The sequence below is a fragment of the Risungbinella massiliensis genome (genome assembly GCF_000942395.1).
GTDB classification, from domain to species: Bacteria; Bacillota; Bacilli; order Thermoactinomycetales; family Thermoactinomycetaceae; genus Risungbinella; species Risungbinella massiliensis.
The window spans coordinates 894,125-906,579 of the sequence record NZ_LN812102.1; the positions used below are offsets into that span (position 1 = coordinate 894,125).

At 39.8% G+C, this 12,455-nt stretch carries 10 protein-coding genes and 2 tRNA genes; 1 reads left to right on the top strand and 11 read right to left on the bottom strand.

The genetic code is table 11. The features are described from left to right. The first annotated feature begins 439 nt into the window (after positions 1–439). Positions 440–778 carry a hypothetical protein gene (locus tag VJ09_RS04880; protein ID WP_044640494.1) on the top strand — a complete coding sequence of 113 codons (339 nt, stop codon included), beginning with the start codon at positions 440–442 and terminating at the stop codon, positions 776–778. Positions 779–1,039: 261 nt separating this feature from the next. On the opposite strand, the gene yajC is transcribed toward VJ09_RS04880, so the two are convergent. The 11 genes from yajC to VJ09_RS04925 form a co-directional block, all read right to left on the bottom strand. Further along, entirely contained in the window at positions 1,040–1,345 is a 306-nt protein-coding gene (yajC, locus tag VJ09_RS04885) for a preprotein translocase subunit YajC (protein ID WP_044640495.1), read from the bottom strand. Between the two features lie 27 nt (positions 1,346–1,372). Continuing rightward, the gene (gene tgt / locus VJ09_RS04890; RefSeq protein WP_044640496.1) at positions 1,373–2,557 is read right to left on the bottom strand and encodes a tRNA guanosine(34) transglycosylase Tgt; all 1,185 of its coding nucleotides are present in this window, start codon (positions 2,555–2,557) and stop codon (positions 1,373–1,375) included. A gap of 107 nt (positions 2,558–2,664) precedes the next feature. Further along, entirely contained in the window at positions 2,665–4,260 is a 1,596-nt protein-coding gene (locus VJ09_RS04895) for a TROVE domain-containing protein (protein WP_044640497.1), read from the bottom strand. 238 nt (positions 4,261–4,498) lie between these two features. Further along, positions 4,499–4,617, bottom strand: a tRNA-OTHER gene (locus tag VJ09_RS18340). Positions 4,618–4,623: 6 nt separating this feature from the next. Beyond that, positions 4,624–4,722: transfer RNA gene (locus tag VJ09_RS18345), tRNA-OTHER, on the bottom strand. 619 nt (positions 4,723–5,341) lie between these two features. After that, entirely contained in the window at positions 5,342–5,689 is a 348-nt protein-coding gene (locus VJ09_RS04900) for a hypothetical protein (RefSeq protein WP_044640498.1), read from the bottom strand. A 580-nt stretch (positions 5,690–6,269) separates the two neighbouring features. Then, positions 6,270–7,271: an extracellular catalytic domain type 1 short-chain-length polyhydroxyalkanoate depolymerase gene (locus VJ09_RS04905; protein ID WP_230199093.1), complete on the bottom strand. Its 1,002-nt coding sequence runs from the start codon at positions 7,269–7,271 to the stop codon at positions 6,270–6,272. Positions 7,272–7,507: 236 nt separating this feature from the next. Further along, positions 7,508–8,632: a M20 family metallopeptidase gene (locus VJ09_RS04910; protein ID WP_044640499.1), complete on the bottom strand. Its 1,125-nt coding sequence runs from the start codon at positions 8,630–8,632 to the stop codon at positions 7,508–7,510. Positions 8,633–8,800: 168 nt separating this feature from the next. Beyond that, positions 8,801–10,231 carry a YfcC family protein gene (locus tag VJ09_RS04915; RefSeq protein ID WP_407689970.1) on the bottom strand — a complete coding sequence of 477 codons (1,431 nt, stop codon included), beginning with the start codon at positions 10,229–10,231 and terminating at the stop codon, positions 8,801–8,803. A 92-nt stretch (positions 10,232–10,323) separates the two neighbouring features. Continuing rightward, positions 10,324–11,436, bottom strand: a complete 1,113-nt coding sequence (gene menC, locus VJ09_RS04920; RefSeq protein WP_044640501.1) for an o-succinylbenzoate synthase — start codon at positions 11,434–11,436, stop codon at positions 10,324–10,326. A 107-nt stretch (positions 11,437–11,543) separates the two neighbouring features. After that, positions 11,544–12,392, bottom strand: a complete 849-nt coding sequence (locus VJ09_RS04925) for a MurR/RpiR family transcriptional regulator (protein WP_044640502.1) — start codon at positions 12,390–12,392, stop codon at positions 11,544–11,546. Positions 12,393–12,455 lie beyond the last annotated feature (63 nt).

Genomic DNA, 12,455 nt, shown 5'->3' on the forward strand with positions numbered 1-12,455 from the left:
TACCTCGGGGTTGTTCCTTTTGAAAGAGAACAACAACTACCCATGGTAGGAAGGCAGAGCGGGTTTGGTAAAGTTAAGTGACTCTCTCGAGCACTAACCATAGATTACTGTGAACCAAATCAAAAGTCTACCCTATTTGATTGAAATATTTTTAAGGTTTAGTTAACACATTTATTTGAAAAAGAATTTTACCTTTAAAAACTCTCCAATTGCTTAGTTTCAACCCAACTAACATTTCTTTCGATCGTTACTTCTGTCACAAATTCGACTAACACCATACATAAAATCCTCTTGAGCAAATTTAATTTTTATAATATTATAAATCATGACAAAACAACTACATGACCTTCAGATAGGAAGAGACCCAATTTGTCTTTTCTTCTCTGAAGGTCATGTAGTAATACATGGCCTATCTTTTATTATTAGGAGATGGTCTTGTATGGCAAAATCAATAAGCACAATCTGGATGTATCGTGATGGAGAGATCGCAACAGTAGATTACAATGAGTACACTCACAGATTTGAACTAACATATCATCAAAGAGTTTTAGCACATGATTTGTGCAGAGTAGAAGTAATCAAAAAAGCACAGAGACAACAATTTAAACTAGATGATCAACCAATCCAATTTTTTAATAGTCAAGGTGTATGCGCAGAAATGCGTCTAAATCCTTATTTAAATATCTGGAGTTTAGTAGCAGAAAACGTAGAACTTGCAACTGCTAAAACAAAATTGGATATTATCTCCATTGCCGAAAGTACATTCGGTTTCGAATAAGCCCATATTGTTTTGTCGCAAATAGGTTCTCAAGTCTAACTTGAGAGCTTATTTCCATTTTTTAGTCAACTTAATTCAGTTTCAAATTACTTCTATATTCCAAAATGTTTTCTCCTACTTGTCCCATGTTTGTATTCATATTGTTCATTTTCCCTTATCAAAATAAGAACAAAGTACTTCCCATTTTTCATATAAAAAAACACCTCCGAATCCAAATCTCAATTCAGGAGGTGTTTGTTGATTCTATATGAGCGCTTTCGCTTACTTATCTTCTTGTTCTTGTTCTTTTTGAGTCTCTTCTTGCTCTGCGGTGGTGATTGAGTTGATTGCACTGCGTTCAAAGACAAGACGGCTGTTATCACTCACTTTTAGGGTAACACGTTCATCGGTAATATCCATTACAGTACCATGAAGACCACCAATGGTGATAACTTTGTCCCCTTTTTTCACTTTGTTAAGCATTTGAACACGCTCTTTTTGACGCTTTTGATTTGGACGGATCAGAACGAAGTAGAATAGTAACACCATCGCTCCTAAGTAAATCCATGAAAGATAGTTAGCTGGCATTTTAGTTCCTCCTTTTGGTATACAGCTCTAAAAAGCAGTAGTCGGTTCGGTAGTTCCATAATATTGAATGAGGAATTCGTTGCGAAAATCTAGCAATCGATCCTCTAAAATCGCTTGTCTTACTTTTTTCATCAAACCTAACAGGAAGTATAGATTGTGATACGTGGTCAATCGAAGACCAAAGGTTTCATCTGCTTTGATCAAATGACGCAGATAGGCTCTACTATAGTTGCGACAAGTGTAGCAATCACAATTTGGATCCAGTGGACCAAAATCTTTCATATACTTGGCATTGCGCACAACCAGACGTCCTTCGCTCGTCATACAGGTACCATTACGAGCAATACGAGTCGGCAATACACAATCAAACATATCCACTCCGTGAATCGCACCTTCAATTAGCGCATCAGGTGATCCTACTCCCATCAGATAACGTGCTTTATCTTTTGGTAGATACGGTGTGGTATAAGAGAGTACCTCATACATGATATCTTTTGGTTCTCCTACACTAAGCCCACCAATGGCGTAACCTGGTAGATCTAATTCAATCTGTTGTTCAGCACTTTTGCGACGAAGATCTTCATGCATCCCTCCTTGGACTATGCCAAAAAGAGCTTGATCCTCTTTTCTGCCATGTGCCTCGATGCAACGCTTGAGCCAACGATATGTACGCTCTGTTGAATCAGCTACATATTGTTTCTCTGCTGGGTATGGGGGACATTCATCAAAAGCCATGATGATATCAGCACCAAGTGCATTTTGAATCTCCATCGACTTTTCAGGAGTGAGATATAACTTTTCTCCGCTGAGATGAGAGCGGAATTCGACTCCCTCTTCGGTGATCTTACGTAAGCCACTGAGTGAGAAAACTTGAAATCCACCACTATCAGTTAGAATTGGCCGATCCCAGTTCATAAAGGAATGCAGTCCCCCAGCTTCCTTTACAATCTCGTGGCCTGGTCGCAAGAATAAATGGTATGTATTGCTCAGAATAATCTGAGCGTTCATCTCCTTCAGTTCTTCGGGAGCCATCGTCTTTACTGTGGCTTGTGTACCCACAGGCATAAAGATAGGGGTCTCGATCACACCGTGCGGAGTATGAAGACGCCCAAGTCGGGCCCCTGACTGCTTGCATTGTTTAATTAGTTCATATCGAACAGCCAATGAGGGTTTCCTCCTACTACTGTAACCCAATCTACAAGAGATTGTCATGTCTCTGATATATCATTATAGAGGTCTATTTCCCTAAGGACAAGTTTTGAAGGAAATCAGTTTCCAACAATGATAAAAGAGCTCCCAATTGGAGCTCTCCATAGATACTATATATCATTATTTGCAATCATTTGAATCAACCTAGGAATCGATGGATCAAATCCCCCCAAGTCATAAGATAAAGGATCATCAGGATCTACAAGAGTAATCTGATAAGGAGTCAATGTGACATAGATCGCTTTTACATCGGGGTTAATTTTTTTACGATACTCTTGTAGTGCTTGAGAAGCATGCCGTTTTCCTGCCCATGATTCTGAATCCGTCCAGAAAACGGCAACATCTGTGTGAATTTTCTTTTGGATCATCCAATCCCAAGCAACAGAAGCATCTGTCGCTCCGAATGTATTATTCTCCACTTTGTTTAGTGCGTTACGGAAGCTATCTTTTTTTGTAATTCCTAAATCTTTAAACTCCGTAGCGAACCCACGAATCACATAATTTTTCTCTGCCTTTGCGGTAGTTAGTGCCATTGCCGTAGCAATTTCAGAACACATTAGATTCATCGGTGACACTTGCGACCAAGTCATTGATCCTGATACATCAACGGCATGGACAAACATTTTGCCTGTTGCTTCCTGTACATCAAACGCAAGTTCTACCGCATCATCCAAGATATCCACAATGCGTGGAACAGGATCCCATGTTTTTTTCGATTTTCCTAATTTACCACCAGATTGATAAGTTTTGAGTGCTTTTAGGAGGTCGATTGGATGAATTCTCGCTTTTCGAAGGTAATCTTGATCAAGAAGTTTAGACTCGACCAGCTCCATGTTTTCGATAGCATCAGGGCGAAGGACTCCAATTTCCGTAAGAGAGGCTAGATTACGTAATAGCGCTGTGAGTGGCATTCCTTCAAATAACAATTGCCATGCTTCTTGACTCATCACGCCAACCGTTGCCATCTCATGAGTTAGTTTTCCTTCCCGTATGGCAACTTGCGTCTGCTCAGGATTTCGCTTCAACCATTCATACCACCAGATCTGTTTCAAATCCTCTACTGGAGCATTTGCTGGCAGTTCTCCCCAACCTTTTACGATCCATTCATAAAGAGCATGATGAGCCGGAGTAGGAGGCTTTACATGGAACAGACGTAACGCATCTCTTCCAGAAAAGCCATTTCGCTGCTGGTATTTGAGGAACTGGTAAGCTAGTCCTTTCACATCTTCCCGAGTAATCCATTTGGTACCTGCTTCTTGGATGATACGTCCAAATCCACGCATATTTTTCGTATAGGACAACCATTCATATAAATGACTTGCTGTACGAACCACCTTTGGAAAAATATCTAAGAATGCATTTTTTGCTTCTTTCTTTTCTGCCATGGATAGGAGAACCAATGCCAAAATCGGAGCAGAATTATTTATGGATCGTCCATCCGAGGCATAAAGAATCTCTTCTGCAACTCGGAACGGATCAACTTCCACCGCTGCTTGGATGGTTTGGACAAAGTCGTCGGTCATTTCTTTTTTTCCGGTATAGAACCCACCGTTTGCTGTCCCTGTGATGAGGCAACGCCGTACCATTTGCCACATATCCAACTCAAACATATAACCACCTGAGCGGCCTTGTACCATCTTTTTCCCCGGAATCGCTTCTGTCTGTGGAGTAGTCTTTTTGTTTTTCATATAAAATTGATAACTCATTCTATCACCTCTTCTACCCTGAAAAGGGCAAATAAAAAATCCATGATAGCGGACTAAGCAACAGCAACCATGGACTTTCGTTTGATTTGGAACAGGGGGATGGAGTGAACCCCATCCATCTCTAGCTACCCCTGATATGTAGGAAGTGATAACCCTCCTCATTCGGCTCCAAGGAGCAAGTTGACTGAAAAGGGATCAGGGCTAGTATTTTCGATTAAACTACCCTGTATATTTGGAAAACGGGAGGCTGGACTCGAACCAGCGGCCATAACCCAAAACGGTAATCCTCATTCTTCGGCTCTATTAGAGCAAGGGAGTGAATAAGGAACTATGCTCTACCAACTGAGCTACTCCCGTAGAAAAAGCGGAAGGTTGGAATCGAACCATCGATAACCCTCGTTCTTCGGCTCTTTTAGAGCAAAGTATGAAAAAGGGACGTGCTCCCAAATTGAGCCCTTCCGCTTAAAATTGGGCAAGTTGGTGGATAAAGGGGATTGATGGAAAGTCGGTAACCCTCTATCCTTCGGTCCAATGATTCTATTTTATAATATTATTCTGATAAGATGCAATTATTTTCTAGAACGTAATTCCGCTTTAAATACGATAAAACCGATAAAATTAGTTTGAATTAATCAGAACTTATGATATAGTATTTTCATACTATTTACTGTACTACCTCTGATCAGCAGCTAACTCATAGCAATTGATCAGAGGTGGTACGGTCGTCAGTGTACCTACCCCTCTTTTTTTAATAACGAAGGAGGCGGTTTCGATGGAGAAATCAAGACCAAGCATTCCAACATATTGCCCACTGTGCAAAAGATTCGGCAGGGGCTCAGACATACCATTAGAGGTAGTTCGGAGTACCTATGGACACCATTTCGTAAAGTTGACGTTGAAATGTTCCAATAGAGAACATGGAAAATGTAATTACAAATGTTGCAAGCAAGTTATCTAATCTACTCCCCCATATCACTGACTGGCAAGCTATTCGTAGCTTGTCTTTTTACTATGGTCGATAAAATAAAAAGAACGATCGCAATAGTTCTACGATCGTCCTGATAGTTAACCCTTCGGTTAACTACAGCAAACCAGTATTTCCAAGAACGTAAATGAAAAGCTCCGTATTCTTCGAAATTTCAGGTTTTAATAGAAATAAGTGATTCAAAAGCTTCACCAAACGTGGTTCTGCTTTTGGATCTAGAAAAGCGGTTCCTAATTTTTTCATAGACTTTCTAACTAACAAAAGTCCATAAAAAAACTCCCCAAATGTTTGCTCATCTAATTCTGCAGCTTTTAGATGCTCTATTCCTTTATCTGGACATCCGAAGAAGTGAGTTTCAAAATCCGCTAAACAGATATTGATCTCCTTCATCGACTTTAAATAACCGTCTCCTGCTAATTCAACATACATTAAATTTCTTTTCATGATGATCATCCTTCCATGATGTAATGTGGCGATAAAAATCAGGAAGGATGCCACCCCTTCCTGATCAAATCATCTGCTTGGGATAACTTGATCAGAAGGGAGTGGAATCATTTATATTAGCTATTTGAAGAGAAGGAACATACTTAGTATAGCTCGATATCCGAAAAATAGAAATAGTATTTTTATATTTTATTTGAACATTATAAAATATTCACCTATTATATTTCTGTATTATATAAATGTTCTAATAAGTGATTCTCAAAATTTACACACGTACATTTTCCATTAAAGATTTTATGCAGTATGACGCTACTAATTTCAACATTAAAATACCCTAGGGTTAATTCTTAGAAATCCTTTTAGTACCAGTGGGACTACATCATGAGCCACCTAACAGATCCCTCAATATCTCTTTTATCAAGTACACCTAATCTATTGAGCAATTTCAAAATAACTCCCCACTATTATTCTTCTCGCTATATGTAATCACTTATTTTGGATAGACAACTTTCTACTCTAGCAGAAAGTTGTCTATGGAGAAACTCGAACTATTATTTGACTAACCTCGACCGCTAGAATACTAGAACTTTTTCGCATGTTGTTGGAAAAACTCCCAGATGATAGCGCTTGCATTTGGTCCAGTAGGATCTGTATGCGAACCAGACATGCTCCCACCTGACCATGCGTGTCCCATTCCATCTACCATATATTTTTCCATTAGATTATTTCCTTGGTTATCCTGATACACGTATCTGGTGTAAGATCGACCACCTGGTACTGTTTTGTTTTCTATTCTCTTTGCTATATCATCTATGTGGTTATCAGCTTCATCCAGAGCGAGATAGTTAGTTTGTGCCCATTGAGAAATGATTTGATGACCATTAATCGGATAGACTCTACTGTCAGACGTTCCATGAAATACTATGACTGGCATGATTTGTGCGTATTGTCCCATCGCATGATAGGCAAGATTTCCTTGATGAGTTGGGCTTGGTCCGCCAAAATACAAGGCGGGATATGCATACCACGCACTTGTCGCCGCTTTGTATTCCAATCCACTACATACGCCGATGGCAGCAAATAGATCGGGATAGGTAGCTCCCATAATCACGCTCATCGCCCCGCCAGCAGACAGTCCTGCGATATAGATTCGTTTTGGATCAACTGAGTAACTTTGTTTAATATGTTGGACTACACCAGCGATGGAAGCGGGTTCTCCTTTTCCACGTGATTGATGACTATAGCTATACCAATGCCAGCATTTATCAAAATGGGAAGAAGGCGATTGTTGTGGGTAAGCGACTAAGAAGTTATATTGTTCAGCCAATTGGTTCATTTGGGTACCGGCTGCAAAAATATCCGGATTTTGTTTACATCCATGTAACATCATAACAAGTGGTATTTTATTGGTGGGATCGTAACCAGTAGGAATATATAGTTTGTATACGCGACCATCATGAGAAGTTTTCATAATATAGTTATTCGTAGATAGAGGTAGGTTTTGCATTTGCACATCAGTCAGTCGTTTGAAATCATCTGCTACATTGGATCTTTTACTATTTGCCTTATTCATTTCCATCATGATCCCTCTTTCTGTTGCCCGAGTTTTGTTGTGAGCAACACTACATTTCGGAAAAATCCGCTCTATAGCGTTGCTCGCAACTGGGAACAGAAGAGGATGAGTTCCTCATAAAATATAGTACCAAAAAATGATTCTTATTAGAATTATAAATAATTTCTGTCAAAGTTATTTTTGCGTATACAAAAAAACTTGACTGCTTATGTACCAATAGCAGTCAAGTCCTTTATCTTCATAATCTATAATCTAGCTAATAGTTTTGCAAACAATGCTGTTCGAACTGGTAATTGGTCAATCAAAATGTGCTCATATTCAGCATGGATTCCATCTCCCATTGCTCCCAATCCATCTAGCGTTGGAACACCTAGTGCTGCGGTGAAGTTCCCATCACTTCCCCCACCAACAGATGCTTCTTCTAGAGACAGACCTAGCTCTTTTCCACATTCTTTTGCTAGATTGAACAGTTTTTCCGTTTTTTCTGTTCTTTCCATTGGTGGTCGATTGATTCCACCTTCGACTTGAACCGTAGTTCCTTTTACATAAGATTTGGTTCCTTTGATCAGTTTTGTTATGCGCTCTCCTTCATCCATAGAAGTCATACGGGTATCTACCTGAATCTCAGCATGATCGGCAACTACATTGGAACGACTTCCGCCTTTGGCAACACCTGCATTTACGGTTGTCCCTTTGGCATAGTCAGTTAATGAATGCAAGAAAAGAATTTGCTGAGCCATCTCTTCAACTGCACTAACTCCGTCTTCGTGATGATTGCCTGCATGCGCTGCTTTCCCTTTGATGGTGATATCGAAAAGAGCTGTTCCTTTACGCGCTGTTTTCAGTGCACCAGTTCGTGCAACAGGCGGCTCTACAATCAGGGCTACATCACTTTTGCGAGCTTCTTCTTCAATTAGAGAACGAGAGGATCCACTCCCGATCTCTTCATCGCTTGTACATAAAAAAACAATTTTCTTATCTAATAAAACATTTGATTCCTGACAAGCTTTAATCGCCCAAAGAGCTTGAACAAGTCCCCCCTTCATATCCAATATCCCCGGGCCGTAAGCTTTATTTCCTTCTACTCGATAAGAGAGTCTACCTACATCCCAGACAGTATCAAAATGGGTCAGGATCAAAATTTGAGATTCTCCATCTCCAATGGTGAAACGAAGATGATTCCCCGTTGTGCTCTGAGGGATCACTTCTGCCTCTACTCCCAAATGCTTTCGAAAAAGGGCTTGAATTTCTGTACCACAACGATCGACTTCTTCCTTGACATCGGACGGAGACTCGGCTTTAACCAATTGTTCTAAATCCGTTAGAATCTTCGATTGATTTTCTTGTAAATAAACTAGTATTTTATCCATATGAACGAAGCCTCACTATATAGTTTTTGGTAGACCAATTATCTTCCACTCTTAACAGGCAGAAGCCCCCCACCTCAAGATTCGGAGGAATCAAGGAAGAAACGGGGGGCAACTGTTCGTAAAGGTCTGATCGGTTATTAACCATCAGTTGAGTAACATTTCATTTTATCAATATGGCCCCCAGTTGATCATGACCCCGATTGCCAAAAAGATGAAACCAAATACAACCCAAATCGCAGTTAGAGGTAACATGAATTTTAGCCATTTTCCATACGAAATCTTTGTCATTGCCAGTATCGCCATTAATACACCAGAAGTTGGATTGATACAGTTAACAAATCCTTCTCCAAACATTAATGCTTGAACTGCAACTTGACGAGTAACGCCAATAATGTCAGCTAAAGGAGTTAAAATAGGCATTAACATAACGGACTCTCCAGATCCAGATGAAATCAGGAAATGTAGTAACCCGCTACCAATAAACATCCCAAAAGCTCCAACCATTGGAGGAAGGGGTTCTAACACTTGCGCCAATGCATTCACGATGGTATCCAACATTTTCCCATCTTCGAGAATTACCACAACTGCCCGAGCCATCCCAACAATTAACGCTCCATAGGCAATATTCTGGCATCCCTTAATAAACGTTTTCGAAATCTCATTTGCGCTCATTCTAGCAATTAATCCAACACCAATACCCATAAAGATAAACATAGCAGTCATTTCTTCGATATCCCATTTTAGGGTAATGGCTAAGATAATAAATGCGACTAACACAATCCCTACAAATGCCATCACTAACTTATGTTTACCTGTGAATTCTGGAATCTCTTGCTCCTCAGATACATTCGTATCTCCAGAATCCGGAAATAGATTATCTCCTAAAATACTTTTAGAAGGATCTTTTCTGAGTTTACGTGCATACAAGGCAATGTAGGCAATGGTAATAATGGTAATGATGACATAAATGACAATCCGAAAACCGATTCCAGAAAATAATGGTAACTCTGCAATCTTTTGTGTTAAACCTAATGTGGAAGGGTTCATGATCGAGACGTTAAACCCAGCGTATGTCCCTAAATAGATCAAAGCTACCCCAAAAATTGCATCTAATTTCATCGCTCTGGCAATCATGATTCCCAAAGGAATAAACGCAATAACGGAGTTTACGATTACTCCAAACGTTCCTAAGATCGAGAATAACCCAGAAACAAAAATGATCAACAGGATGTCCTTATTTTTCATTCTATTGACGAAATTGAGAATCCCAGAATGAAGTGCACCCGTTTTATCAATCACAGCGAACGCTCCACCCGTAAACAATACCATGAAAATAATCGGGGCTGCTTTTACCATACCTGTTTGAAATGCTAGCAGGAAATCCATAAACCCGGTTGGATTCGACTCAACAGCATGATAGCTTCCAGGTACAGTGAGTGTAATATCACCTTTTTCGACTCGGTCAAATTCCCCAGCTGGTACAATATAAGTAGCAATCGCACAAATAAGTACAATGATAAACAGGAGAACATAAGCATCAGGCGAGCCAGAACGTTTTTTTTGTTTAGCGCCATCTTTTTTTGCAATCGCTAGCATCAAACTTTTCCTCCTTCATCTTCTGCTTTCATTATGAAAATATATTATATATTTGGTTGTTTAAAAAAATCTCACGACGATATAGGAAAAGTTTTTTATTTGCTAAATTCTTTTTTAGCAGTTGAGTATTTTTCTACTAACTCAGGCACTGGTTGATAACCAATTCCCGATGCGGTTGGAACTTCAATCAATCCAGCTGATGTTACTTTCACCTCAGGTTCAATGATGTCTTCCTGCCAATAGCGTGAGGAGCCTGCTGTATCACCAGGGAGTGTGAAATTAGGAAGTGTCGTAATCGCAATATTATGGGCTCGTCCAATCCCCGATTCCAACATTCCCCCACACCATACTGGAACTCCTTTTTCTTGGCATAAATCATGGATTCGTTTAGCAGATGACAAGCCACCTACTCGTCCAATTTTGATATTGATCACGCGAGTGCTTCCCATTTCAATCGCCTTTTTCGCATCTTCATAGGAGTGAATGCTCTCATCCAGACAGATTGGGGTTTTTAGTTCTTTTTGTAAGACAGCATGATCTATAATGTCATCATGTGCGAGTGGTTGTTCAATCATCATCAGGTTGAGGTCATCTAATTCTTTGAAAATAGGAAGATCATCCAGCGTATAAGCAGAATTGGCATCCGCCATCATTGGGAGATCTCCGAATTGTTTCCGTAATCCCTGTAACACTTCCAGATCCTTACCTGGCTTAATCTTGATCTTCATCCTTCTGTAACCTTGCTCTAAATAACTCTCCACGTTACGGAACAATCGATCGATATTCTCTTCAATTCCGAGACTGATCCCTACTTCGATCTTCTCTTTCTTGCCACCGAGTGCTGTTGCAAGTGTGAGGTTTTGCTGTTTCGCATATAAATCCCAAATCGCACCTTCCAAAGCAGATTTGGCCATATTGTTGCGGCGAATCGGAGAGAACAAGTTGTACACTTCATCAGGATGGGAGATCTCGCCATACTCGAACAGCATCGGAATCAAAAAATCCTCTAGAATATGCCACGCAGTCCCCGCTGTTTCTTCTGCATACCATGGCGCAGAGAACACAACACACTCACCATAACCAACCTGTCCATCTGCATGGACTTCCGTTAAAATAAAATCTCTTACTTGCTGTGTGCCAAAACTTGTTTGAAAAGGTGATTTGAGTGTCATCCTCATCTTTCGTAATACAACCTTTTCAATTCTCATCGTATCCCTCCTTTATCCCAGATGAATCTTTCCGCAATTTGATCATTTCCCAATAGATTGAATCTAATTTATATTAAATAGATAATCACCACCTTTCATATAAATCCCTATTCAATCAATATATCAAAACGGGAATATAGCTGTTCCAAGCTCTTTCTCCTTGTTTGAATTTGACCTTCCATCTTCATATTGATTCCAACTAGAAATAGATTTAACAAACTGAAAATAGAAGTGACAGAATTCGCACCGGATTCTAAATTTATTTCGGTAGTAAATGCGATTTCGGATCGGCGACCTACTGGAGACAAAACATGATCTGTGATGGATATGAGCTCTGCTCCCTGTTGCTGGGCACATTCAGTTATTTTGATAACCTCTTTGCTATAACGAGGAAAAGAAAGAGCAAACACCACTGATTGATCTGTTAAGGCAAGAATTCTTTCGATTGACTCTGTCGTATTCGTACTAACCTCAACATGATCGCGAATCTCGCTGAGACAATATGTAAACCACTGAGCTGCAGCATAAGAAGCTCGATGTCCTACCACCAAAACTCGATCCGCTTTTATTAAGGAATCGACCGCTTTCCATAGATCTATCTGATTTAACTGACTATACATTTTACGTAGCATTGCAATATCTTTTTCAATCACCTTGGAAAAAGGATTAATCTCTTTTGTTATGTTTACCTCTTCTACTAGGGAATCATTGGAACTTGTCTTTAATACATCTTTTTGAATACTGGATTGCATCTTAGAGAAACCGCTAAATCCTAACGCATATGACAACCGAATCACTGTCGTTTGACTCACATTCACTTCTCGTCCAATTTGTTCAGAGGTTTGGAACGCTGCTTGTTCTAAATTACCCAAAATATATTCAGCAACTTTCTTTTGTCCAGCTGACAAACTAGGAAATGTGTTCTTTACAAGTTGCCCAAACGATATTTCTTTCATCTCATTCTCCCTGAAGCATCGAATGCTTCATCTATTAATATTTATGAAGCAAATACTTCTTCA

Bases quoted from the DNA above. Each gene is read 5' to 3' on its own strand.
- VJ09_RS04900 (WP_044640498.1), bottom strand. From the start codon at position 5,689: ATGAAAAGAAATTTAATGTATGTTGAATTAGCAGGAGACGGTTATTTA.
- yajC (WP_044640495.1), bottom strand. From the start codon at position 1,345: ATGCCAGCTAACTATCTTTCATGGATTTACTTAGGAGCGATGGTGTTA.
- menC (WP_044640501.1), bottom strand. From the start codon at position 11,436: ATGAGAATTGAAAAGGTTGTATTACGAAAGATGAGGATGACACTCAAA.
- VJ09_RS04880 (WP_044640494.1), top strand. From the start codon at position 440: ATGGCAAAATCAATAAGCACAATCTGGATGTATCGTGATGGAGAGATC.
- VJ09_RS04895 (WP_044640497.1), bottom strand. From the start codon at position 4,260: ATGAGTTATCAATTTTATATGAAAAACAAAAAGACTACTCCACAGACA.
- VJ09_RS04925 (WP_044640502.1), bottom strand. From the start codon at position 12,392: ATGAAAGAAATATCGTTTGGGCAACTTGTAAAGAACACATTTCCTAGT.
- VJ09_RS04910 (WP_044640499.1), bottom strand. From the start codon at position 8,632: ATGGATAAAATACTAGTTTATTTACAAGAAAATCAATCGAAGATTCTA.
- tgt (WP_044640496.1), bottom strand. From the start codon at position 2,557: ATGACAATCTCTTGTAGATTGGGTTACAGTAGTAGGAGGAAACCCTCA.
- VJ09_RS04905 (WP_230199093.1), bottom strand. From the start codon at position 7,271: ATGATGGAAATGAATAAGGCAAATAGTAAAAGATCCAATGTAGCAGAT.